The organism is Sphingomonas guangdongensis (genome assembly GCF_900199185.1).
Lineage (GTDB): Bacteria > Pseudomonadota > Alphaproteobacteria > Sphingomonadales > Sphingomonadaceae > Sphingomonas > Sphingomonas guangdongensis.
Genome location: NZ_OBMI01000001.1, coordinates 1,069,503 through 1,092,370, shown reverse-complemented (window position 1 = coordinate 1,092,370; position 22,868 = coordinate 1,069,503). Strand labels below are relative to the sequence as shown.

Below are 22,868 nucleotides of genomic sequence, written 5' to 3'. Positions count from 1 at the left end.
GGAGCGGCGCCCCCCGGCCACCGTCTCCTCTCCTTCGAGATGGAGAGTGACATGGCAGACCTTCCCGCCCGTACCGAGATCGGCGTCACCACCGGCCCGATCCGCGGCTCCCGCAAGATCCACGTCGGCCCGCTGAACGTCGCGATGCGCGCGATCGATCTGGAGCCGTCGTGCGGAGAGCCGCCGCTCAACGTCTACGACACCTCCGGTCCCTACTCCGACCCGACCGCCACGATCGACATCATGGCGGGCCTGCCCCAGCTCCGTCGCGAGTGGATCGTCGCCCGCGGCGACGTCGAGTCGTACGACGCACGCGAGATCCGCCCCGAGGACAACGGCCAGCTCGGCCCCGACCGCTCGGGCGGGGTCCAGCCCTTCCCGGGCGTCGTCAAGCGCCCCCTGCGCGCCAGGGCCGGCGCCAACGTCAGCCAGATGCACTACGCCCGCCGCGGCATCATCACGCCCGAGATGGAGTATGTCGCGACCCGCGAGAATCTGGGCCGCGAGATGGCGCGCGCGTACCACCGCGACGGTGAGAGCTTCGGCGCCGCCATCCCCGATTACGTCACCCCCGAGTTCGTTCGGGACGAGGTCGCCCGCGGCCGCGCGATCATCCCCAACAACATCAACCACCCGGAATCGGAGCCGATGGCGATCGGCCGCAACTTCCTGGTCAAGATCAACGCCAACATCGGCAACTCGGCCGTCGCCTCCAACGTCGCAACCGAAGTCGACAAGCTCGTCTGGGCGATCCGCTGGGGCGCGGACACGGTCATGGACCTGTCGACCGGGCGCAACATCCACGACACGCGCGAGTGGATCATCCGCAACTCGCCCGTCCCGATCGGCACCGTCCCCATCTACCAGGCGCTCGAAAAGGTCGGCGGCATCGCCGAGGAGCTGACGTGGGAGATCTTCCGCGACACGCTGATCGAGCAGGCCGAGCAGGGCGTCGATTACTTCACCATCCACGCCGGCGTCCGCCTGCCCTACATCCCCATGACTGCCAAGCGCGTCACCGGCATCGTCAGCCGCGGCGGATCGATCATGGCGAAATGGTGCTTGGCGCACCACAAGGACAGCTTCCTCTATGAGCGCTTCGACGAGATCACCGAAATCATGAAGGCGTACGACATCGCCTACTCATTGGGCGATGGTCTCCGCCCCGGATCGATCGCGGACGCCAATGACGAGGCGCAGTTCTCCGAGCTCTACACGCTCGGTGAGCTCACCCACCGCGCCTGGGCGCAGGACGTGCAGGTGATGATCGAGGGGCCGGGCCACGTCCCCATGCACAAGATCAAGGAGAACATGGACAAGCAGCTGCAGGTCTGTGGCGAGGCGCCGTTCTACACGCTCGGGCCGCTCACCACCGACATCGCGCCCGGCTACGACCACATCACCAGCGGCATCGGCGCGGCGATGATCGGTTGGTACGGCACGGCGATGCTCTGCTACGTCACGCCCAAGGAGCACCTCGGCCTGCCCGACCGCGACGACGTGAAGGTCGGCGTCGTCACCTACAAGCTCGCCGCCCACGCCGCCGACCTGGCGAAGGGCCACCCCGCCGCGAAGCTGCGCGACGACGCGCTGTCACGCGCCCGCTTCGAATTCCGCTGGCGCGACCAGTTCAACCTGTCGCTCGATCCCGAAACGGCCGAGCAGTACCACGACCAGACCCTCCCCGCCAAGGGCGCCAAGACCGCCCACTTCTGCTCGATGTGCGGCCCGAAGTTCTGCTCGATGAAGATTACGCAGGAGGTGCGCGAGTTCGCGGCGAAGCAGAATGCGCCGGTGGAGACGTTCGTGGCCGCGGAGGACGCTGAGGTTGGTATGCAGGGAATGAGTGAGCGGTTCCGCGAGGAAGGTGGGGAGCTTTACCTTGCATCCGATGGGCGGGCTTGACCCCCTCGCCAGAGCCTGATTCAACCTGCGCCTGCCACGGATGGGCATGTGTAGAAGGTCGATATCGTGAGTAAGGCGCGCTTTTCCATCATCTATGACGGACCAGCGTTGACCGATCACACGATGGACGTGCGGGAGTTAGCACCCGCCTTACTCGCGATCGGCGAGATGTTCGATGCGGCGAACGTTGCATTGAATGGTGACGCTACGGACGTTCGTGTAAACGTGCGCGCACACGAGCCAGGTTGCTTCTCGATCGACTTGGATGTTGTCCAGAGTATCATCAAGCAGGGCATCGCTTTGCTTAGTGGCGACCAAATCGCCGCCGCGCTCAACCTGAAGGAACTACTCGTTGGCGCAGTTGGCGGGTTCGGTGGCCTGATATGGTTCATCCGTTGGATGCGCGGCCGGCAACCCGACCGTATTGAACGGCTGCCTGCCGGCATGGTGCGGGTCACCATCGACGGCGAAAGCATAGATGTGCCGCTAAAGCTATTGCGCTTGTATCAGGACATCGCAGTCAGGTCGGCTGTTGAACGCGTAGTTGAAATTCCACTGCAGCGCTCAGGAGTCGAGACTGTCGAGTTTGCGGAACAGGGAACTATCACTTCGCGCGTCGAACGAGCCGAATCAGAATTGTATCGAGCTCCGGCTATCGAAGATCAAGTCATAATCGATGACATTCGACGAGCGGCGTTCTCGATTGTGTCGTTGGCGTTCAAAGAAGACAATAAATGGCGCCTGCACGACGGACAAAATCAGATCAGTGCGATTATCGCGGATGAGGACTTTTTGGGTCGCGTAGATCGTAACTTGATTAGCTTCTCGAAAGGTGACGTACTTATCTGTGAAGTGAGATTTCGCCAGAAGCAGACAGGTAAGGGATTGGTTACAGAGAACATCGTGGAACGAGTATTAGAGCATCGTCCCGCGCCTCGCCAACTCGAATTTTTGATCGACGACGGGTCGGCAAATCTTCAGTAATGATACCGGCACTGCGCCACCTGCAACACCTGCTCGGCTCCACTCCCCGCCACTCGGTACACCAGCCGATGCTCGTGGCTGATCCGGCGCGACCACCAGCCTGACAGGTTGCCGCCGAGCGGCTCGGGTTTGCCGGTGCCCTTGAACGGGTGACGCCGGCATTCCTCGATCAGCGTGTTGAGCTTGGCGAACAGCTTGGCGTCGTCTGCTTGCACGCTCAGATACTCGGCCCAGGAGCGCGACGAGAACTGGACGTTCAAGGTTTGGGAAGCTCGTGCACCTCGCCACCGCCGGCTTCCAGCTCGGCGATGCTCTCCAGCAGCCGCTTGGCGTTCGCCGGGGACGCCATCAGGTGCAGCGTCTCCTCCATCCCGGCCCATTCGTCGGCGGAGATCATCACGACGTTCTCGCCACGCTGACGAGTGATTAGGAGCGGCGCACGGTCGGCGACGGCCTTGTCCATCACCTTCTTCAGGTTGTCGCGGGCTTCGGTGTAGCTGACGGTCTGCATGGACCCAATCTGTGCAGACTTCTGTCCAGAGTCAAGCGGGTGTGCGGCGCCCCAGATGCAGCGCCAGCCACCCCCCCAGCGCCGGCGCCAGCACCGTTGCCACCTGCATCCACAGCGGCGCGGGGATCTGGGTCGCGTTGTAGATGCCGGCGGCCGCGATCAGCCCGGCGATAATCCACGGCGCCACGCTCCACCGCGTGATCGCGAGCGCGGTCCAGCCGCCGAGCAGGGCCCCCGCGAACCAGCCGAGTACCACCGCGATCATCGCGCCGGCGGGGGCGCTCTCCAGATAGCGGGCGACGCCTTCCGGCGTCAGGTCCAGCCCGGCCGGGGCCGGATAGACCCGGTGGCCGATCAGCTCGACCAGGGTGATGGTGATGACGGCAACGACGACGCCGGCGAGCGTGCCCAGGACTTTGCGCATGTGCGATCCCCTCCCCAAGCGGGCGCGGGACCCGCCGGGATGGATCATGACTCAGCTTACCGAGTCGCGCCAGCGAGCGGAACAGCCGCGCTTGCCGCCATCGTGCGATGCGATCACGGTGCCACGGCGCTGGTACGCAGCCAACACTACCGGGAAGGACAGGCCGGTCTGGCCCTGCGACGTCGGCAACACTGCCGCCCGGCACGTAGCGGCCGGCCGGTAGCGCACGGGCACGACTCCGTATTTCCAAGCGCTGCACCTGGCGCACAGCCGATCCGTCCACCGGTCCGATCGCCGCCGTTCACCGCCCGACGGATGCCCATCCGTCACACCCGCCCCCCGAAATCTCCAACCCGCGCCATCCCCGCTGTCCTACGTCGCCCGCGACTGCTCCACCCTTCACGATGGAGCACGACCCGAACCGCACCCCCGCGCCGTCCAGCGAGGACCCGCGCGCCCTGCAACGCCTCGACGATGACCTGGACGACGATCCCGAACCGCCCGTCTTCGACGCGCACGGCTTCGATCCGGCCGAGTTCGAGTGGCGGCCGGTGCCGCGCAAGCGGCGCGCCGACGGCTGGACCATCGACAAGCAGCGCCAGTTCATCGAGGTGCTGGCTGACACCGGCCTCGTCTCCGCGGCGTGCGAGGCGACCGACATGTCGGTCCAGAGCGCCTACCGCCTGCGTCGCGCGCCCGGAAGCGAGGGGTTCGCGCGCGCCTGGGCGGCGGCGACTGCGGCGGCCGTCACCCGGCTGGTCGACGTCGCCTTCACTCGCGCGATTGAGGGGGAGGAGGTGCCGGTGTTCGACCGCGACGGCGTTCGCATCGGTGCCAAGTGGCGGCACAACGACCGACTGCTGATGTTCCTGATCCGCGCCTATCAGCCCGAGCGCTTCGCCCACGCACACCGCGACGTCCGCCCGCCCGATGCGGCGCTGCCAGCGCCCGAGCTGCCGGTCGTCCGCGCGCTGGAGGCGCTCGCCCCGGTGCCGCCGGCCGAGCCGCACACGCTCCTGCCGCCGGAGCGGCTCGCGGAAGAAGTCCTCACCGCCCGCGCGGTGGCCGAGGCCCACAATCGCTACCCCGTCGATGAGCGCGAACGCTATCGCCGGCCGACCGCGCCACCGTCGCACCCCGCCGCGCTCGATCGCAGCCTCGCGCGCCAGCAGCGCGCGGCGGCGCGCGCCGCGCGAGCGGACGATCCTGGCCTCACCCTTGACTAACCTTTGGCGGCGGCGCCCGGCGGATCAGCCGCGCTTGCCGCCGTCCTTGGACGCGATCATCATCCCGCGGCGCTGGCACGCGGCCTGCACCACCGGAAAGGAGAGGTCGGTCTGGCCCTGCAGCGTTGGCAGCATCGCCGCCTGGCACGCCGCGACCGACTGGTAGCGGACGGGCATGACGCGGGCCTGCTGGCAGGCGGCGCCGTCGTCGCCGCACCCCAGGATCGCCATCACGTAATAGAGCGGTTCCATCTGCTCTTCTCCCGTACCTAAGCCCATGAACACGCAAGGGCCGGGCACGGTTCCGGCCGGGCGCTCGCTTGTGCGGGCGCGAAATGTCCCTACGTGACGCACCATGCCGCCCGCGCGATCCGCCGGTGCCGATCGTCCGCTGTGGCCGACGCTCAGGCGCTTCCTCCCCTATCTCTGGCCTGCCGATGCCCCGACCCTGAAGGCGCGGATCGTCGGCGCGATGGGCTTCGTGCTCTGCTCGAAGCTGGTGCAGGTCTACGGCGCGCCCTTCGCGCTGCAGGGCGCGGTCGACCGGATGGCGAGCGGCCCGCGCGACGCGGTCAGCCTGGTGGTGCTGCTGGTGATCGGCTATGCCGCCGCGCGGCTCGGCACCGTCCTCTTCGACAACCTGCGCAACGCGGTGTTCGAGCGCGTTGGGCAGGACGCGACCCGGCGGCTGGCGGCGCAGGTCTTCCGCCACCTCCACAACCTGTCGCTGCGCTTCCACCTCGAACGGCGCACCGGCGCGGTCACCAAGGTGGTGGAGCGCGGCACCAAGAGCATCGACACGATGCTCTACTTTCTCCTCTTCAACATCGCGCCGACCATCCTCGAACTCGGGCTGGTGCTCGGCATCTTCGCGACGCGTTTCGGCTGGTGGCTGGTCGCGGGCACGCTCGCGATGGTTGTCGTCTACATCGCCTTCACGCGCTGGGTCACCGATTGGCGGGCGGCTCTGCGCGAGCGGATGAACGACCTCGATTCGGGCGCGGTCGCGCACGCGGTCGACTCGCTCCTGAACTTCGAGACGGTAAAGTACTTCAACGCCGAGGATCGCGAGGCGGCGCGCTACGCGAAGGCGGTCGGCGCCTATGCCGACGCGGCGGTCAAGTCGGAGAACTCGCTCGCCTGGCTGAACGTCGGGCAGGCGACGATCACGAACGTGATGCTGGCGGCGGGCATGGCATTGGTCGCGTACGGCTGGGCGGCGGGGCGCTTCACGGCGGGCGACGTGGTGCTGGTGTCGACTTTACTCGCGCAGCTGTTCCGCCCGCTCGACCTGCTCGGTATGGTGTACCGCACGGTGAAGCAGGGCGCGATCGACATGGGCGCGATGTTCGACCTGATCGACACGCCGGCGGAGGTGCAGGACGCGCCCGGCGCCGCGCCGCTCCAGGTTTCGAGCGGCCAGGTCCGGTTCGAGGACGTGCGCTTCGCCTACGATCCGGATCGCGAGATCCTGAAGGGCATCGACCTCGACATCCCCGCCGGTGCCACGGTCGCGGTGGTGGGGCCGTCGGGCGCGGGCAAGTCGACGCTCGCGCGCATCCTCTACCGCTTCTACGACCTGACCGGCGGGCGCGTGACGATCGACGGGCAGGATATCGCCGCTGTCACCCAAACCAGCTTGCGCGCCGCGATCGGGATCGTCCCGCAGGACACGGTCCTGTTCAACGAGACGATCGGCTACAACATCGCCTACGGCCGCGAGGGCGCGAGCGAGGACGACATCGCCGCCGCCGCGCGGGGGGCGGCGATCGCGCCTTTCATCCAGGCGCTTCCCGACGGCTTCGACACTCGGGTCGGCGAGCGCGGGCTGAAGCTGTCGGGCGGCGAGAAGCAGCGCGTCGCGATCGCGCGGACGCTGGTCAAGGATCCGCCGATCCTGATCCTGGACGAGGCGACCAGCGCGCTCGACAGCCGCACGGAGGCGGAGATCCAGGCGACGCTGGAGACGATCGAACAGGGACGCACCACGATCGTGATCGCGCACCGCCTCTCCACGATCGTCCACGCCGACCGGATCGTCGTGCTGGAGGCGGGCCGCATCGCCGAGCAGGGCACCCACGCCGAGCTGCTGCGCGCCGGCAAGCTCTATGCCGAGATGTGGGCGCGTCAGGCCGCCGAGCAGGATGCGGCGCTGGCGGCCGAGTAGCTCAGGCGCAGGTCAGCCGTACCTGCTTCGCCGGCTTGTCGAAGACGATGGCGGAACAGCGGGCGAGCGCATCGCTGCCGAGGGTGATCCGATCGCGGCTGCGGTCGCGCTTGCCCTTCGCCTCCACCACGATCTCGTCCGGATCGGCCGCGGCCGTTGTGCTGGCGATCCCGTCGGCATTGCCGAAGTCGCCCGTGCGGACATCGAGTCTGGTGATCGAAAGCGGACCGACGGCGAGCGGGCGGGCGAGCGTCATGGTCCGGACCGGGCGCACGACACCGAAGACGATCGGCACCGAGCGGCGCGCCTCCGCGAGGGTGCCCGCGTGCACCCGCGCGAGCGTCAGCGCCATTCCGGCGTTGGTGAGCGTGTGCGGCTGGTTGAGATCGAAGCGGATGCGGACCGGTTCCCCCTCCACATCGATGCGCGCGAACAGGCCGACCGATCCGCCGAGCAGCCCGCCCGCGTCCAGCATCGGCAGCGTCACCGTGCGCTCGCCAGCTTGCGGTGCCCGGAGGGTGAAGCGCACCACGTTGTCGGGCAGGCCACCGGGGCCGACCGCTCCGTCGACGTCGTCGCGGTAGGGCCGCTCGACCCAGCCGATCCGCCGCTTCTGCTCGCCCCGCCCCAGATTGATGCGCTCGACTGCGGTCGTCACCGGCAGCACGACCGGGCCGATCAGCCAGCGGATGGTGAACATGCCCGGCTTGAGCGCCAGCCGGTCGGCATAGGCTCGCGACACGATCGGCATCGACGGCGCGCCGGGATCGACGAGCAGCGTGCCCGCGACGCCATTGATGGTTGTGGCGACCGGCCGGCCGACGACGATCACCCGCTCGACCGGAGCCGCACCGACCAGCACCAGGGCCCCAACCGCCGCTACCCGCATGACGTCACTCCCGCTCGCCTGCCATACAGGCTCGCGCGTGATTCAGGCCGAAGCAGGGCAGCCCTATTAATCCGGGCCGAGGCGACGATATAGGCCACGCAATGCTCTCCGACGCCCGCGCGGCCCTTCAGACCATCTTCGGCTATCCCGACTTCCGCGGCGTCCAGGCGGACGTGGTGACGCGTGTGCTGACCGGGCGCTCGACCCTCGCCGTCATGCCGACCGGCGCGGGCAAGTCGCTCACCTATCAGCTGCCCGCAACGATGCTGCCGGGTACCTGCGTGGTCGTCTCTCCCCTGATTGCGCTGATGCACGATCAGCTGCGTGCCGCCACCGCGGTCGGCATACGCGCCGCGACGCTCACCAGCGTCGACGAGAACCGGGCGGAAACCCGCCGTCGCTTCCTGGATGGTGTGCTCGACCTCCTCTACGTCGCCCCGGAGCGCGCCTCCGGCGGCGAGTTCCGCGACCTGCTCGACCGCGGCAAGGTCAGCCTGTTCGCGATCGACGAGGCGCACTGCGTCAGTGAGTGGGGCCACGACTTTCGCCCCGACTATCGCCTGCTCCGCCCGCTGCTCGACCGCTCTCCCGATGTGCCGCGTCTCGCGCTCACCGCGACCGCCGACGCCCATACCCGCGCCGACATTCTCGAGCAGCTCGGCATTGCTGCCGACGGGCTGATCGTCGCGGGCTTCGACCGCCCCAACATCCGCTACCAGATCAGCCCCCGCGACAATGTCACTCGCCAGATCGCGGACCTGATCGCGGAAACGCCGGGTCCCGGAATCGTCTACGTGCCGTCGCGCGCGGGGACGGAGAAGATGGCGGCGGCGCTGGCGAAGACCGGCCGCCCGACCCGCGCCTACCACGCCGGGCTGGAGCCCGCGGTCCGCGCCGCCAACCAGGCGGCGTTCGTGGCGTCCGAGAACATGGTGATTGCCGCGACGGTCGCCTTCGGCATGGGGATCGACAAGCCCGACGTCCGCTTTGTCGCGCATGCCGGACTGCCCAAGTCGATCGAGGCTTATTACCAGGAGACCGGGCGCGCCGGACGCGACGGCGACCCGGCGATCGCGCATCTGTTCTGGGGCGCCGACGACTTCGCCCGCGCTCGCCAGCGGATCGGCGAGGTCGAACCGGCGCGTCAGTCGGGCGAGCGCCAGCGGCTGAACGCAATGGCGGCGCTGGTTGAGACGCCGAGCTGCCGGCGCCGCCTGCTGCTTCAGCACTTCGGCGAGACCGATGCGCCGGTCGATTGCGGCAACTGCGACAACTGCCTCAACCCGCCCGCCAGCATCGATGCGACCACCGTTGCCCGCAAGTTCCTGTCTGCCGTGTTCCGCACCGGACAACTCTACGGTGTCGGCTATGTCGAGGGCGTGCTGACCGGCCAGTCGAGCGACCGCTCGCTCCAGAACGGGCATGAGAACCTGAGCGTCTTTGGAATCGTGTCCGGCGACGAGGCGGCGTTGCTCAAGCCGGTCGCGCGGGCGCTGCTCGCGCGCGACGCGCTCCGCGCCAATCCCCACGGCGGGCTGGAGTTCGGGCCCGGGGCCAAGGCGCTGCTGAAGGGTGACGCGACGCTCGACCTGATCGTGCCGGCGCGGCGGTCACGGCGCGCCCGCGGTGCGGCGATCGACAATCCGGTCGGCGACCCGCTGTTCGAGGCGCTGCGTGCGAAACGCCGTGAGCTCGCGCAGGAGGCTGGCGTTCCTCCCTACGTCATCTTCCACGACGCGGTGCTGCGCGCGATGACGGCGGAGCGTCCGGCAACGATCGCGGCACTCGCGCGCATCTCGGGCGTTGGCGCGGTCAAGCGCGATGCCTATGGTGACGCCTTCCTATCCGTGATCCGCCAGTTCCGAGAAGCAGAGGCATCCGAATGATCCGCCAGATCGACGACCAGATAAGCGTTGCGCCGCAGATCACGCCTGAGGAGGTGCAGGCGATTGCGAACGCCGGTTTTGTCGAGATCGTCAACAACCGTCCCGATGACGAGGAGCCCGGTCAGCCGAGCGGCGCCGATATCGCGGCAGCGGCTGCAGCCGCGGGCATCGCGTATCGCGCCGTGCCTGTCACGCACTCGGGCTTCTCCGGCAACCAGGTCGAGGCGATGGCCGCGGCGCTGACGGCGGCGGGCGGCCCGGTCCTCGCCTACTGCCGCTCGGGCACGCGCAGTGCGCATCTGTGGGCCCTCGCTCGCGCCCGCATGGGCGACGAACCGGCAATGCTGGTCGCGAAGGCGGCGCAGGCCGGGTACGACGTCGGGGCGATTCGCCCGATGCTCGACACGCTCGTCGCGTCGCGATGACGCCGACGCAGTGGGTGGGGCTGATCGGCGCGATCCTGGTGATCGCGGTCGTAGCTCGCCTGCTGCGTCTCTCGGAAAGCCGCCTGTCCACCACCGCCGCCGCCCGGGCACACGCCGAGCGACTGCTCGCCGGCTTCGTCAGCGGCCGCGCGCTGGTGAGCGAGGATGCGAGCGCCGCGCTGGTAGCCGGCAACGGCACCGTGGCCGTCCTGGTCCGCGACAAGCACCGCGTCCGTGCCGGCCGGATGGTACCGCCGCTGCGACTGGGTGAAGCGATCGAGGGCGTCGCGATCCGCACCGGCGCCGGCCTGTTCGGGTCAGTGGTTCTCCGCGGCGTGCTGGTCGAGGATGTCCGCGCGCTAGAGGCGAGCGTTCCACCGCTAACTGTCCACTAAGGCCTACGCCGGGTACGATGTTCCACGTGGATCAGTGCCGGAAGTGCCGCATCCCCGTGAACACCATGGCGAGGCCTGCCTCGTCGGCGGCGGCGATCACGTCCGCGTCACGGATCGATCCGCCGGGCTGGATCACCGCCGTGGCGCCCGCCTCCACCGCCGCCATCAACCCGTCAGCGAACGGGAAGAAGGCATCGGAGGCAACGGCTGAGCCGATCGTTCGCGGCGCCGGCCAGCCGGCCTTCTCAGCCGCATCCTTGGCCTTCCAGGCCGCAATGCGAGCGCTCTCCAGTCGGTTCATCTGACCGGCACCGACTCCGGCGGTCGCGCCATCCTTTGCGTAAACGATCGCGTTCGACTTGACGTGCTTGGCGACAGTCCAGGCGAAGCGGCAGTCGGCAAGCTCCTGCGCGGTAGGCGCGCGCTTCGTGACAACCGTCAGCTCGCCGATTTGGCCATTATCGCGACCCTGGAGCAGCACGCCGCCTGCGATCGTCTTCAGCGTCATGCCCGGCCGCGCCGGATCGGGCAGCGGCCCGGTTAAAATCATACGCAGATTCTTCTTGCGGGCGAAGACCGCCCGCGCGTCCTCATCGGCGTCGGGCGCGGCGACCACTTCGGTGAAGATGCTGCTTATCGCCTCGGCCGTGGCACCATCGAGCGGCCGGTTGACCGCGATGATTCCGCCGAAGGCCGACACGCTGTCACAGGCGAGCGCCGCCTCATACGCTTTTAAGAGCGTCGTGGCGGTCGCCACGCCGCAGGGATTGGCGTGCTTAACGATCACGCAGGTCGGTTCCGCGTCACGGAACTCGCTGACCAGCTCCAGCGCGGCGTCGGCATCGTTCAGGTTGTTGTACGACAGCTCCTTGCCCTGCACCTGGCGATGATCGGCGAGCGTTCCGCGCGCGGCGGTCGCGGGCAGGTAGAGCGCCGCCGCCTGGTGCGGGTTCTCGCCGTAGCGCAGCGACTGTGCCCGGCGCAGCGCGAGGCTGAGGCTCGCCGGGAATTGCTCGCCCTGATCGGAAAAGGCGAACCAGCTCGCGATCGCCGCATCATACTCCGCCGTCGCGGCATAGGCCTTTGCGGCCAGACGCGTGCGGGTCGCAAGGTCGGTCGTGCAACCGGCGACCAGCGGGTAATCGGCCGGATCGGTGACAATCGCGACGCTCGCGTGGTTCTTGGCCGCCGAGCGGACCATCGACGGTCCGCCGATGTCGACGTTCTCGATGATCGTCGCGCGGTCCGCACCCCCGGCAACCGTTGCCGCAAACGGATAAAGGTTTACGACCACCAGGTCGATCATCCCGATCCCGTGCGCGTCGGCCGACGCCATGTGGGCCGGCATGTCCCGACGGGCGAGCAGCCCGCCATGGACCCGCGGATGGAGGGTCTTGACGCGCCCGTCCATCATCTCCGGGAAGCCGGTGAGGTCGGCGACATCGCGCACCTCCAGCCCCGCGGCGCGCAGGGCCGTCGCGGTGCCGCCAGTTGAGACCAGCTCGACGCCCTGCGCAGCCAGCGCCGTCGCCAGCTCAACGATGCCAGTCTTGTCGGACACCGACAGCAGCGCCCGCTCGATCCTCACGTCCGTCATGTCTCAGTCCTTATCTCGAGCGGTGAAACCACCAGCTGACGCTCGTGCCGCCCGCGGGCACGTCGCCGGTCACCACAAGCTGCTCGGTGCGGTGCGGCCGGCCGCTCGCATCAAGCCACACGCTCTCGTCGATGGTGAGCGGCGCGCCCTTGCAGCGGAACTGCCAGAGCAGATTGCCGGGCAGGCGGAGCACCGCCCCCTGCCCGTCGCTGGTCGGCGACACCTCGACGCTCGGCGCCAGGTGGAAGCGGACGGCGAAGGCAGGCGTACTCTTGCGCCCCCTCCCCGTATTCGACGGCAGCAGCGAGTCCTCGCCGCGCACGTCGCGGCCGTCCCCGCCGACGGCGAGCGTCCGGCGATGGAGGAAACCAAGGCGGCGCACATAGCCGTCGTGGCTCGCCTCGATCCGGCTTAGCGTGTCGCTCTCGCTGCGGGTCAGCTCGACCTCGCTCACGCCCTTGCCGAGCGTGCCGTCGGCCTGGATCGCAGTCGAGTTGAGGTCACCGAGTGTCAGGGTGGAGTGTGCCGCGGTGGTGCGCAGCCCCTCGGTCAGCGCCGCTGGAAGCTGTGCGTTCGCCATCCGCGCGCCGCCGCAATTGACCACGATGCGGTGCGGGCCGTCCGACAGCTCGAAGGCGAGTGTGGAGGCGCAGCCGCCATCGACCAGCCGGGCAACCGGCGGCGGCGCACCGTCCATAACGAGCAGCGTCGATCCGGCCGTGATCCGCTGGTACCCCCAGTCGCGCGCCTGGCGCAGCGGCCGCGCGCGAACGCCTGATGCGGCGATCACCGCATCGATCGCATCGCCGCCGACCGGCCCGCCGCCTTGCCAGCTGCCGAGACCGCGATCACCGTGGCAGACGCCGAGCAGCGGCGGCACCAGCCGCGCGAGCGCCGTCTCCAGCACCGCCGGCGGCTCCAGCCGCCGGGCGGCATAGACCGCGCGGAGCTGCACCAGCACCATCAGCGCGTCGAGCTGCCCGACGGGGGCGCGCCCCACCACCCCGCCATCGGGCGTGATGCAGGTATCGAGCGCCCGCGCGAGGCCGCGTTCGCCGAACTGCCGCCGCGCCTCGCCACCCGGGATCATAAGCCCGGCCGCAACCACCCCGCTCCACGCCGCGATCCGGGGCGGACCAAGCGGCGCCCGCTCCGCCGTGCGATCAAGGTGACGCGCCCCGCGAGCGAGGGCGTGGAGCACGCTGGAGCGGTAAACGAGGTCGGTCGAAGACAGGATCAGCGGCGCATGCGCGACCCAGGCGAGGATCCGCCGCCCCCACAGCTCCGGCCGCCAGGCGGTATCGGACACGCGCTCCCCGTGCGCGGCGATCCAGCGGCGCGTGATCCCTTCGGCGATCGGCGCCGCCTGCGCGCGCGGGGCGACGCTCGACAGGTCGCGTAGCCAGCCGAAGCCTTGCAGGTGATCGGCAAAGGGCCTCGACCAGTCGGGCTTCGCCAGATCGAGCACCTCGATCGGGCGTCGCTCGCCGCGGAACGCGATCACACCGTCGAGCAGCGCCCGGCCGCGCCCGACATCGCCGAGGAACGGATCATCGGCGACCGTGATGAGCTTCAACGGGTGGCGCCCGCGCAGCCGGACATTGTGGAGCGGCGAGCGCCAGGCGAGCGCCTGCAGCCGTTCCGACAATCGCTGGGTGAGCGACAGGCCGGCGTCACCGCCGACCCGGATCAGCCGCTTGCCCTCCTCGATCCCGTCGGCGGCGGGCTCGACCTGACCGGCGTCGATCACCCCGCCTTCAACGCGGCGATGTTGGCGGCATACCGGTCGGGCCCGCCTGCAAACGCCGCCGTCCCCGCGACGAGCACGGTTGCGCCCGCTTCAACGCACGCGCGCGCAGTCTCCGGCTCGATACCACCGTCGACCTCCAGCTCGATCGCGCGTCCGCTCGCGTCGATCATCTTGCGGATCGCGGCGATCTTCTTGAGCTGGCTGGTGATGAAGCGTTGGCCACCGAAGCCCGGATTGACACTCATCACCAGCACCTGATCGACCTCATCGATCAGATAGTCGAGCAGCTTGGCGGGTGTCGCCGGATTGAGCACCACCCCGGCGCGCTTGCCCAGGCCCTTGATGTGCTGGATCGATCGGTGGACGTGCGGCCCTGCCTCGATATGGACGCTGATCGTGTCCGCGCCGGCTTCCGCAAAGGCATCGAGGTACAGATCGACCGGCGCGATCATCAGGTGGACGTCGAACGGCTTGTCGCTGTGCAGGCGCAGGGCCTTCACCACCGCCGGACCGATGGTGAGGTTGGGGACGAAATGCCCGTCCATGACGTCCACGTGGATCCAGTCAGCGCCGGCCGCATCGATCGCGCGCACTTCCTCGCCCAACCGCGCGAAATCGGCGGAGAGGATGGAGGGCGCGATGCGGACGATCATGCGCGGGCGTTTAGCACGCGCGTGTAGCGCGGCAAGTCAGTCGGCGCGTGCCAGTCGGGCGACGAAGAAGCCGTCGACCCCGCCCTGTTCGACCAGCATGGTGGGCAGGGTCCGCACCGTGCCGTCGGCGCCGGGAACAATCCCCGCGGGCAGCTCGGCGGTCGTCGCCGGCACGATCCGGTAGTCCGACCGATTGGCGAGGAACAGGGCAAGCTGGGCCTCCCCTTCCGCCGGCTCGAGCGAGCAGGTCGCGTAGACGAGCGTACCGCCGGGCCGCACCCAATCGGCTGCCCGCGCTAACAGCCGCGACTGCAGCTCCGCCATCTCGGCGATGAACGCCGGCCGCGCTCGGTGCAGTACGTCGGGGTGCCGCCGGAAGATGCCGGTCGCACTGCACGGCGCGTCGAGCAGGACAGCGTCGAAGGGTACATCCGGCGACCAGGCGAGCGCATCCGCCGTGACGATCTCGGCCGAGAGCCCCGTTCGCGCGAGATTCTCGGAAAGTCGCGCGAGACGACTAGCCGATATGTCGAGCGACGTGACCGCCCATCCCGCCGCAGCGAGCTGGAGTGTCTTGCCGCCCGGCGCAGCGCACAGATCAAGCGCGCGCCCGCGCCCGCGCCCGATCAGCCGGACCGGGATGCTGGCGGCGAGATCCTGCACCCACCAGTCGCCGGTCGCGAAGCCATCCGCCGCGGCGATGTCGCTGCCGGCCGGGATGCGCCGGTGACCAGGGGCGAGCGACGCTCCGTCCGGCGCGTCGGCGAGCGGCTGCTTGAGCGACAGGTCGAGCGGCGGCGGCGCGGCGATGAGCCCCCGCGCGGCGGCAACCAACTGCTCGCCCCACTGCGCCGTCCAGCGATCGGCAACGTCGGCGGGCAGTGCCGGTACCGCGGGCAGAGTGGCGTTCGCCCGCATCAGGGTGCCGAACACGCCATGGACGAGCTTGCGCGGACCCCCGTCGACGAGCGGCAGCACGGTCGCGATTGCCGCATGCGGGGGCGTGCGGAGCTGCAACGCGCCCGCGAGCGCGAGCCGGAGGACACTGCGCGCCTTGGCATCAGGCGGCAGCGGCTGGCGGGTCGCCGAGTCGATCAGCGCGTCCAGGTCAGGCAAGCGACGGAGCACCTCCGCCGCGAGCGCGTGCGCCAGCGCGCGATCGGGGGCATGAGTGATTCCCTGCGTGGCATTGTGGAGCGCTGCCTCGATCGGCTGGCCGCGACGCAGCACCGCATCGAGCAGGCGCAACGCCGCCCTGCGGGCGGGCACGCCCGGGGGATCGTCGCGGAGGGTCTTGTCGGAAGCGGCCATTGCCCCGATGTGGCGGTTGCCGCCCGTTGTGGCAATCGATGGAGCCGAGCCATGGGCAAGCGCCCCGCGCATGTGAAGCCGCCGAAGGATCTGCCGCCCAATCCGCCCGTTCCGGTGCCCGAGCCGATCGAGCGCAGCGCCGATCCGCTCGATCCCGTCCGCTACGGTGATTGGGAGCGGCGCGGGATTGCCTGGGACTTCTAGGCAGCCAGCCTGACGGCTTAATCCTCGAGTATCTCAGCCGCGCGGGCTACCGCCAGTCTCAGCGATAGAAGATGTGGTTGCCGATCGCCGCGATCTTCTGCGCGCGCCAGCCGGGGGTGCGACCGCGGGCGTGGAAGTACAGCGCCTGCTCGGCCGCCCCGTCCCACAGGTCACGCATGGCGACCTTGGCGACGGCAACTGCCGTGGTCCAGCCGGCACGACCCTCCGCGCTGGGCACGGTGCCGCCGCGCACGAAGGAGAACTGCCCGCGCTGGGTCAGGACCGCGCAGATCGACGACGCGAAGCGACCGGACTTGCTGCGGTTGATGATGGTCTGCGCAACGGCGAGCTGCCCGGCGAGCGGCTCACCCTTGGATTCGAAGAACACGCCGGCCGCGAGGCAGCGCAGATCACGATCATCAACCGCGTGATCCTGCGCCGCAACGGCCGCGGAGAGCGTGGCATAATCGGGGTTGTCGCCGGCGAGCACATCGTCGGCGCTCTGGGCGACATCGACGATGGCGGGCTTGAGCCGGGGCGTGGCGTTCGGCGTGGCGCTTTCGGGCGCATCCAGCGGAACCTGCGGCACGGCCAACGCATTAAGCGTAGCAACCGGATCGCGGTGCAGGTCCTGCGCGAAGCCGGGGGACGTAGCGCCGAACAGGAAACCGGCGCCAAAAAGAGCGGCCGCAAAGGTCGCGGCACGAGCAATACGGAACATCAACAATCGATATTATGCGGTTGGCCGTCGCCGTGGCAGATCGACCGGAACACCCCCGGTACTTGCCCCACCGATGAACCCCCCGACTGCGTCATCGATCAGGATCGCACCCCATATCGACACAACGCTGACTTGGATGCCGCCGCTTCCGCCAGCGCACCTTACCAGTCAATTGATCCCGATCGTTTCAGCGGCGAACCGTTCGGCGTCGGCGACAGACAGTTCGACGACCCACAGATCGGGATCGCTGGCGCGACGCCGCTGCCAATAGGCGGTGACGGCCTGTTCGGACGAGTCGTCAGGGCCGGTCCGGCGGAGTGTGACGCTGCCGTCCGGGCCGAGACTCCGCTCCAGCACCGTCGCGCTCGCCCCGCCCAGCACTACCACCAGCACGGCGCCCGCGATCGCATCGCCGCGGGCGAGGATCATCGCCGACCCGCCAGCCGCGTCGACCCGGCGCAGCAGCGCACGGACCCGGACGTCGGTGGCCAGCCGGACGGTCAAGCGCTGTAGCCCGGCAGGCTGGTGAGCGCGATGCGGGAGCGCATGAAGGTGCCCGTGCCACGCGCGACCTCCTCCCCCGTGTCGTCGATCAGTCGTGCTTCGGCGACCAGCACGCGCCGCTGCCCGCTGATCCAGCGACCCTCCGCAGTCACCGGTCCTGCCCCGAGCGGCCGCGTCAGCAGCAGGTTAAAGGCGGTGGTGAGGAGAAACCGGTCGGTGACCAGGCTGTTCGCCGCGTAGAAGGCGGCATCGTCGAGCATCTTGAAATAGGCCGTGCCGTGCGCCGCACCCGCCGCGTGGAAGTGCGCAGCGGTCAGATCGCACCGGATCGTCGCCGTTCCCGGGGCGGCGATCGTCAGCCCGGAGTCGAATAGCCGGTTGATCGGCGCGGCGGCGTAGAGCCGCTCGAGCGCGCGGAAGTGCGCGTCGGCGCCGAGCGGCACCTGCTCAGGCAGCGTCGCGGACATCGTCGCCGGTGAGCAGCACGAACAGGGCGTCGCGCGATCCCGCCCCGCGCAGCTTGTCCGCAAAGCCGCGCTCGCGCAGCCGCCGCGACACGCGCGCGAGCGCCTTCAAATGGTCGGTACCGGCATCGGTCGGCGAGAGCAGGACGAAGAACAGGTCGACGGGAAGTTCGTCGACCGCGGCATAGTCGATCGGCCGCGGCAGGCGCACGAACAGGCCCCGGACCTGGGTCAGTCCCTCGATCCGAGCGTGAGGGACCGCGATCCCGTTGCCGTAGCCGGTCGTTCCGAGCTTCTCCCGCTCGCTCAGCCGCTCCGACACCGTCGCCTTGTTCAACCCCCAGACCTGCGCGGCCGCGGTGCCGAGGCCAGCGAACAGCGCTCGCTTGTTCGCAGCGGCCAGCGATGGCAGCACGGCATCGAGCGCGAGCAGGTCGCCCAGTTCCGTCACACACTCTCTCCGTGGAACGGCGGGCGCCAGGCCGGCACCCGCCCGTGCGAGTTTACCGCTCCGCGCTGCGGTTCGGCTCGACCCAGCCGATCGTTCCGTCGTCGCGGCGGTACACCATGTTGAAATTGCCCGTGCCGCTATTGCGGAACAGCAGCGCGTTGGTGTTGCGCAGATCGAGCATCATGACCGCGTCGCCAACCGACGCGTCCGGCACGTCGACCCGCGTCTCCGCGATGATCAGCGGGGCGTCGGGCACCTCCTCCTCATCCAGAGCGCCGCCGTTGAAGACGGTATAGCCCGCGTTGTCATACGCCCCTGCCTCCGCGAACGACTGCGCCTCGCCCGCGTTGCGGTCCTTCAGCCGGCGCATGTAGCGACGCAGCTGCTTCTCGATCTTGTCGGCCGCGCCGTCGAAGGCGAGCTGCGCCTCCGCACCCGCATTGAAGTGCGAACCCTTCAGCACCAGTCCCTGCATCACGTGCGCGACGATGTCGCAGGTGAAGCCGTGGTCGTGCGGCCCCTTGCCGAAGGTCACCTGGGACGAGATGGCGCGCGAAAAATACTTGTCGGCGATACCCTGGAGCCGGTCCTGCACGTGCGCCTTCAGCGCGTCGCCCGTATCGACCTGATGACCCGAGATCCGGATATCCATGCCCTCATTCTCCTTTTCTTATGGGACGGGGTGGGACCACCCCGCGGACATCACTGCAACGTTTCAGCCCCCCACAGCGGTTCCTTGATCGTCCGGAGGAAGGCGGCGTGCCGCGCCCGTTCCTCGTCCGACGGTGCATGGACGCGCGCGGCGCGAACGATGCGGCGCCCGGCGGGCACGACGATCGCCTCCGTCGGCACGTCGACGGCCAGCCCGAGACCGATCTGCCGCCCCCCGGTTAGCTCGACATAGACCTGCGCGAGCAGCTGCGCATCGAGCAGCGCGCCGTGCAGCACCCGGTGCGAGCGGTCGATCCCGTAGCGGACGCACAGCGCATCAAGCGTGTGCTTGGCACCGGGATGCCGGGTGCGCGCCAGCATCAGCGTGTCGACCATGCGGCTGCGGCACACCTCCGGATGGCCGCACCGGCCGAGCTCGCCGTTGAGGAAAGCGAAGTCGAACCCGGCATTGTGCGCCACCATCGGGGCATCACCGATGAAGTCGAGCAGCTCGGCGGTGATGCCGCCAAACACCGGCTTGTCGGACAAGAACCGCGCCGACAGCCCGTGGACGCGCTCCGCCTCCTCCGGCATGTCGCGCTCCGGATTGACATAGGCGTGGTAGGTCCGGCCGGTCTCGACCCGGTTAAACAGCTCCACGCAGCCGATCTCGACCAGCCGGTCGCCGCCGGCGAAACTGAAACCCGTGGTCTCGGTATCAAACACGATTTCGCGCATCCAGCCCTTATCCTCCCGGGCGCTGGACGAGGCAAGCGATCAGCGCGCGGACGGCGGCGCGGGTCTTCTCCACCGGCACGTCGGTGGCGATCACGTAATCGGCCCGCGCGCGCTTCTCGGCGTCCGGAAGCTGGGCCGCCAGGATCCTGGCGAAGCGCTCCTCCGTCATACCGTCGCGCGCGAGAACCCGAGCACGCTGCACCTCGGCTGAAGCGGAGACGACCGCGATTTCGTCCACCGATTGCCATCCGCCCGCCTCGAACAGCAGTGGTACGTCGAGCACGACGAGCGGCGCGGTGGCGTGATCGGTCAGGAAGCGCGCCCGCTCGGCCGCCACCGCCGGATGGACGATCGCCTCCAGTGCCGCACGCGCGACCGGGTCACCGAAGACCGCCTCCGCAAGCGCCGTGCGGTTCACCCCGGCCGGTCCGGTCGTATCGGGAAAGCGCGCCTCGATCGCTGCCACCAGGGCGCCGCCCGGCCCCTGCAACTGGTGCACGGTCGCATCGGCGTCGAAGACCGGCAAACCCTCTTCCGCGAACATCCGCGCGACCGTCGACTTGCCCATCCCGATCGAGCCGGTGAGACCGAGGACCACCGTCATACCGTCAGCAGGGAGCGCAGTTCTGCGTCGCATTCACGGGTTGGGGCGGCGCCGAAGAACAATTCAAAGGCGACCGCGGCCTGGCCGACCAGCATGTCGAGGCCGTCAACGGTCGCGAGCCCGCGCGCGCGCGCCGCGGCGAGCAGCGGCGTCTCGAGCGGCGCATAAACGATGTCGTAGACCACAGCGTCATCAGCGAGTGGCGAGAGATCGAGATCGAGCGACGGCTGCCCGCTCATGCCCAGGCTGCTCGTATTCACCAGCAGCGCGGTTGTCGGCGCGAGTGGCGCATCGAGCGGCACGACGTCGCCGCTCAGCCCGAAGTCGGCGAGCAGCCCGGCCGCCCGCAGGGGCGTGCGGTTCATCAGCGTGATGCGCTCCACCCCGAGCCGCGCTAGCGCGAACAGGACCGCGCGGGCCGCTCCCCCTGCGCCTACCACCGTCACGTGACGTCCAGTCAGCGCCAGCGTCGCGATCGGCGCGGCGAAGCCGGCGGCATCGGTGTTGGTGCCGACGAGCGTTCCATCGGGCTCACGCAGCACCGTGTTGATCGCGCCGATCGTCTTTCGCACCCCCGCCGGATCGGTGACCAGATCGAGCGCCGCGACCTTGTGCGGCACGGTGACGTTGCACCCCCGCCATTCCGTATCCTCCGCCCGCGTGATGAAATAGGCAGGCAAGTCGTCCGGGCGGACATGGACCGCCCGATAATCGCCGGATTGCCCAAGCGCCTCCAGCCAGAAGCGATGGATCAGCGGCGACTTGGAGTGAGCGACCGGATCGCCGATCACCTCGGCATAAGGGATCATGACGTCAGCACGCCCCGCGTGCGGAGGTAGTCGAGCACCGGCAGCAACGGGAGGCCGAGGATGGTGAAGTGGCTGCCCTCGACAGCCGCGAAGAGCTGGACGCCCGGCCCTTCAATGCGGAAGCAGCCGACACAGGCTGCGATCGCGGGCCACTCCGCGTCCAGGTAGCGCGTGATGAAGTCGGCGGACAGCGCGCGTACGTGGAGGGTGGCGGTATCGACGTGGCGCCAGACCGGCTGGCTGCCCAGCGCCATCACGGCAGCGCTGTGCAGGCGAACGCGCGTCCCCGACATGCGGCGGAGGTGATCGCAGGCATCCTCGCGGCTCTCCGGCTTGTCCAGCAGCGTGCCGTCGGCGAGCTCCACAATCGAGTCGCTGCCGAGAACCAGTGCGGCGGGCGCCCGCTGCGACACTCGCAGCGCCTTTAGCTGAGCGAGCGCGTCGGCGGTGTCGCGCGGGTAGGTGCCGGTCGCGGCGAGCGCCGCCTTGGCCGCGTCCTCGTCGACGTTAGGTCGCTCGACGTCGAACGCGACGCCGGCGTCGCTCAGCATGGTCCGACGCGCACTGCTGCCGCTCGCCAGAATCAGCCTCATGTCTCGACCTGCGGCAGGCTGCGCTGATTGTAGAGGCCGATGATCGCGGCGGCGGTCTCCTCGATCGATCGGCGGGTCACATCGATGACCGGCCAGCCGTTGTCGGCGAACATGCGGCGCGCGAAGGCGACCTCGCGGGCGACCGCGTCCTGCTCGACATAGGGCGTCTCGACCTTCTGATTGAGCGACAGGAGGCGGTTGCGGCGGATCTGCACCAGCCGGTCGGCGCTGGTGGTCAGTCCGACGATCAGCGGCCCATTGAGCGTGAACAGCGCCGCCGGCGGCGGTGACTCCACCACGATCGGGATGTTGGCGGCCTTGAAGCCCCGGTTGGCGAGGTAGATCGACGTCGGCGTCTTGGATGACCGCGACACGCCGGCGAGCAGAATGTCCGCTTCCTCCCAGTCCTCCGCGGCGATGCCGTCGTCATGGGCGATGGTCCACTGGATCGCCTCGACCCGCGCGAAATAGGCGGCGTCGAGCGTATGCTGCCGACCGGGCCGCGCCTTTGCCTCCTGTCCCAGCAGGCTCGACAGCGCGTCGTTGACTCCGTCGAGCGGCGCGACTGCGGGCAGACCGAGCGCGCGGCAGCGTGCCTCCAGCATCATGCGGATCGTCGGGTTCACCAGCGTGAAGAGCACCAGGCCGGGATGCTGGGCAATCTCCGCTAGGATCCGCTCCAGATGCGCTTCGTTGCGCACCATTGGCCAGAAGTGCCGCTGGGTATCGACGTCGTCGTACTGGGCGAGCGCGGCCTTGGCGATGTTCTCCAGCGTCTCTCCGGTCGAGTCGGAGAGGAGATGGAGGTGCAGGCGCATCACCGGGATCGATCTGTGGACAACATCGGGACGGCCGCTAGCGCAACCCGCCGCACCCGCCAAGCGGCGGAACGACGGTCGCTTTGTCCACGCTCGTCCACAATCCGCCGCACATCACCGGGTTGCATCCACAGCCTGTGGATTGCGTGCACGTTGGAACTCGAATCGTGTTCTGGCCGGGGTACGTG

At 69.0% G+C, this 22,868-nt stretch carries 27 protein-coding genes; 8 read left to right on the top strand and 19 right to left on the bottom strand.

The features are described from left to right. The first annotated feature begins 51 nt into the window (after window positions 1–51). A complete protein-coding gene (gene thiC, locus CRO12_RS05320) occupies window positions 52–1,905 on the top strand; it encodes a phosphomethylpyrimidine synthase ThiC (protein ID WP_097062905.1) in 1,854 nt (617 codons plus the stop codon). A gap of 66 nt (window positions 1,906–1,971) precedes the next feature. Next, entirely contained in the window at window positions 1,972–2,889 is a 918-nt protein-coding gene (locus CRO12_RS05315; RefSeq protein WP_144033523.1) for an LAPAL motif-containing putative phage structural protein, read from the top strand. Here the strand turns inward: CRO12_RS05315 and CRO12_RS05310 are convergent. Genes CRO12_RS05310 through CRO12_RS05300 form a run of 3 tightly spaced genes read right to left on the bottom strand, consistent with a single transcriptional unit; the run spans window position 2,883 to window position 3,824 of the window. Continuing rightward, a complete protein-coding gene (locus CRO12_RS05310; protein WP_097062903.1) occupies window positions 2,883–3,149 on the bottom strand; it encodes a Txe/YoeB family addiction module toxin in 267 nt (88 codons plus the stop codon). The genes CRO12_RS05315 and CRO12_RS05310 overlap by 7 nt on opposite strands. Then, window positions 3,146–3,400, bottom strand: a complete 255-nt coding sequence (locus CRO12_RS05305) for a type II toxin-antitoxin system Phd/YefM family antitoxin (protein WP_097062902.1) — start codon at window positions 3,398–3,400, stop codon at window positions 3,146–3,148. Before CRO12_RS05305 ends, CRO12_RS05310 begins: the two co-directional genes overlap by 4 nt. A 31-nt stretch (window positions 3,401–3,431) precedes the next feature. Then, complete coding sequence (locus CRO12_RS05300) at window positions 3,432–3,824, bottom strand: hypothetical protein (RefSeq protein ID WP_097062901.1); 393 nt, start codon at window positions 3,822–3,824, stop codon at window positions 3,432–3,434. Window positions 3,825–4,228: 404 nt separating this feature from the next. Between CRO12_RS05300 and CRO12_RS05295 the strand changes: the two genes are divergently transcribed. Continuing rightward, a complete protein-coding gene (locus tag CRO12_RS05295) occupies window positions 4,229–5,050 on the top strand; it encodes a hypothetical protein (protein WP_097062900.1) in 822 nt (273 codons plus the stop codon). Window positions 5,051–5,074: 24 nt separating this feature from the next. Here CRO12_RS05295 and CRO12_RS05290 read toward each other — a convergent pair whose 3' ends face one another. Next, a complete protein-coding gene (locus CRO12_RS05290; protein ID WP_097062899.1) occupies window positions 5,075–5,302 on the bottom strand; it encodes a hypothetical protein in 228 nt (75 codons plus the stop codon). 103 nt (window positions 5,303–5,405) lie between these two features. Here CRO12_RS05290 and CRO12_RS05285 point away from each other — a divergent pair, with 103 nt between their 5' ends. Further along, the gene (locus CRO12_RS05285) at window positions 5,406–7,217 is read left to right on the top strand and encodes an ABCB family ABC transporter ATP-binding protein/permease (RefSeq protein ID WP_179640869.1); all 1,812 of its coding nucleotides are present in this window, start codon (window positions 5,406–5,408) and stop codon (window positions 7,215–7,217) included. 1 nt (window position 7,218) lies between these two features. On the opposite strand, the gene CRO12_RS05280 is transcribed toward CRO12_RS05285, so the two are convergent. Then, window positions 7,219–8,106 (bottom strand): pepsin/retropepsin-like aspartic protease family protein, encoded by an 888-nt coding sequence (locus CRO12_RS05280; RefSeq protein ID WP_097062898.1) that lies wholly within the window; start codon window positions 8,104–8,106, stop codon window positions 7,219–7,221. A 101-nt stretch (window positions 8,107–8,207) separates the two neighbouring features. Here CRO12_RS05280 and CRO12_RS05275 point away from each other — a divergent pair, with 101 nt between their 5' ends. Genes CRO12_RS05275 through CRO12_RS05265 form a run of 3 tightly spaced genes read left to right on the top strand, consistent with a single transcriptional unit; the run spans window position 8,208 to window position 10,812 of the window. Further along, window positions 8,208–9,992 (top strand): RecQ family ATP-dependent DNA helicase, encoded by a 1,785-nt coding sequence (locus tag CRO12_RS05275; protein ID WP_097062897.1) that lies wholly within the window; start codon window positions 8,208–8,210, stop codon window positions 9,990–9,992. Then, window positions 9,989–10,417 carry a protein tyrosine phosphatase family protein gene (locus CRO12_RS05270; protein WP_097062896.1) on the top strand — a complete coding sequence of 143 codons (429 nt, stop codon included), beginning with the start codon at window positions 9,989–9,991 and terminating at the stop codon, window positions 10,415–10,417. The genes CRO12_RS05275 and CRO12_RS05270 overlap by 4 nt, the downstream gene beginning before the upstream one ends. Further along, window positions 10,414–10,812: a hypothetical protein gene (locus tag CRO12_RS05265; RefSeq protein ID WP_097062895.1), complete on the top strand. Its 399-nt coding sequence runs from the start codon at window positions 10,414–10,416 to the stop codon at window positions 10,810–10,812. Before CRO12_RS05270 ends, CRO12_RS05265 begins: the two co-directional genes overlap by 4 nt. Before the next feature lie 31 nt (window positions 10,813–10,843). Here CRO12_RS05265 and purH read toward each other — a convergent pair whose 3' ends face one another. Genes purH through CRO12_RS05245 form a run of 4 tightly spaced genes read right to left on the bottom strand, consistent with a single transcriptional unit; the run spans window position 10,844 to window position 16,123 of the window. Next, window positions 10,844–12,409 carry a bifunctional phosphoribosylaminoimidazolecarboxamide formyltransferase/IMP cyclohydrolase gene (gene purH / locus CRO12_RS05260; protein WP_097062894.1) on the bottom strand — a complete coding sequence of 522 codons (1,566 nt, stop codon included), beginning with the start codon at window positions 12,407–12,409 and terminating at the stop codon, window positions 10,844–10,846. 10 nt (window positions 12,410–12,419) lie between these two features. Further along, the gene (locus CRO12_RS05255; RefSeq protein WP_245858215.1) at window positions 12,420–14,159 is read right to left on the bottom strand and encodes a heparinase II/III family protein; all 1,740 of its coding nucleotides are present in this window, start codon (window positions 14,157–14,159) and stop codon (window positions 12,420–12,422) included. After that, window positions 14,156–14,812 (bottom strand): ribulose-phosphate 3-epimerase, encoded by a 657-nt coding sequence (gene rpe / locus CRO12_RS05250; protein WP_097062893.1) that lies wholly within the window; start codon window positions 14,810–14,812, stop codon window positions 14,156–14,158. The genes CRO12_RS05255 and rpe overlap by 4 nt, the downstream gene beginning before the upstream one ends. Window positions 14,813–14,848: 36 nt before the next feature. Beyond that, window positions 14,849–16,123: an RsmB/NOP family class I SAM-dependent RNA methyltransferase gene (locus tag CRO12_RS05245; RefSeq protein ID WP_097062892.1), complete on the bottom strand. Its 1,275-nt coding sequence runs from the start codon at window positions 16,121–16,123 to the stop codon at window positions 14,849–14,851. 51 nt (window positions 16,124–16,174) lie between these two features. Between CRO12_RS05245 and CRO12_RS05240 the strand changes: the two genes are divergently transcribed. Next, window positions 16,175–16,327: a DUF1674 domain-containing protein gene (locus CRO12_RS05240; RefSeq protein WP_097062891.1), complete on the top strand. Its 153-nt coding sequence runs from the start codon at window positions 16,175–16,177 to the stop codon at window positions 16,325–16,327. A gap of 58 nt (window positions 16,328–16,385) precedes the next feature. Here CRO12_RS05240 and CRO12_RS05235 read toward each other — a convergent pair whose 3' ends face one another. The 10 genes from CRO12_RS05235 to CRO12_RS05190 form a co-directional block, all read right to left on the bottom strand. After that, window positions 16,386–17,048 carry a cell wall hydrolase gene (locus CRO12_RS05235; RefSeq protein ID WP_097062890.1) on the bottom strand — a complete coding sequence of 221 codons (663 nt, stop codon included), beginning with the start codon at window positions 17,046–17,048 and terminating at the stop codon, window positions 16,386–16,388. Between the two features lie 168 nt (window positions 17,049–17,216). After that, entirely contained in the window at window positions 17,217–17,552 is a 336-nt protein-coding gene (locus CRO12_RS05230; protein WP_097062889.1) for a DUF1491 family protein, read from the bottom strand. Beyond that, window positions 17,549–18,019: a PaaI family thioesterase gene (locus CRO12_RS05225; RefSeq protein WP_097062888.1), complete on the bottom strand. Its 471-nt coding sequence runs from the start codon at window positions 18,017–18,019 to the stop codon at window positions 17,549–17,551. The genes CRO12_RS05230 and CRO12_RS05225 overlap by 4 nt, the downstream gene beginning before the upstream one ends. Beyond that, entirely contained in the window at window positions 18,000–18,467 is a 468-nt protein-coding gene (locus tag CRO12_RS05220; protein WP_097062887.1) for a PTS sugar transporter subunit IIA, read from the bottom strand. The genes CRO12_RS05225 and CRO12_RS05220 overlap by 20 nt, the downstream gene beginning before the upstream one ends. 52 nt (window positions 18,468–18,519) lie before the next feature. Continuing rightward, window positions 18,520–19,119, bottom strand: a complete 600-nt coding sequence (gene hpf / locus CRO12_RS05215; protein WP_097062886.1) for a ribosome hibernation-promoting factor, HPF/YfiA family — start codon at window positions 19,117–19,119, stop codon at window positions 18,520–18,522. 50 nt (window positions 19,120–19,169) lie between these two features. After that, the gene (dnaQ, locus tag CRO12_RS05210) at window positions 19,170–19,856 is read right to left on the bottom strand and encodes a DNA polymerase III subunit epsilon (protein ID WP_097062885.1); all 687 of its coding nucleotides are present in this window, start codon (window positions 19,854–19,856) and stop codon (window positions 19,170–19,172) included. Window positions 19,857–19,863: 7 nt separating this feature from the next. Beyond that, window positions 19,864–20,460, bottom strand: a complete 597-nt coding sequence (gene coaE / locus CRO12_RS05205) for a dephospho-CoA kinase (RefSeq protein ID WP_097062884.1) — start codon at window positions 20,458–20,460, stop codon at window positions 19,864–19,866. Beyond that, window positions 20,457–21,269 (bottom strand): shikimate dehydrogenase, encoded by an 813-nt coding sequence (aroE, locus tag CRO12_RS05200; protein WP_179640868.1) that lies wholly within the window; start codon window positions 21,267–21,269, stop codon window positions 20,457–20,459. The genes coaE and aroE overlap by 4 nt, the downstream gene beginning before the upstream one ends. Continuing rightward, a complete protein-coding gene (locus CRO12_RS05195) occupies window positions 21,266–21,862 on the bottom strand; it encodes a Maf family protein (protein WP_097062883.1) in 597 nt (198 codons plus the stop codon). Before CRO12_RS05195 ends, aroE begins: the two co-directional genes overlap by 4 nt. Beyond that, window positions 21,859–22,680 (bottom strand): pyruvate, water dikinase regulatory protein, encoded by an 822-nt coding sequence (locus tag CRO12_RS05190; RefSeq protein ID WP_179640867.1) that lies wholly within the window; start codon window positions 22,678–22,680, stop codon window positions 21,859–21,861. Before CRO12_RS05190 ends, CRO12_RS05195 begins: the two co-directional genes overlap by 4 nt. Window positions 22,681–22,868 lie beyond the last annotated feature (188 nt).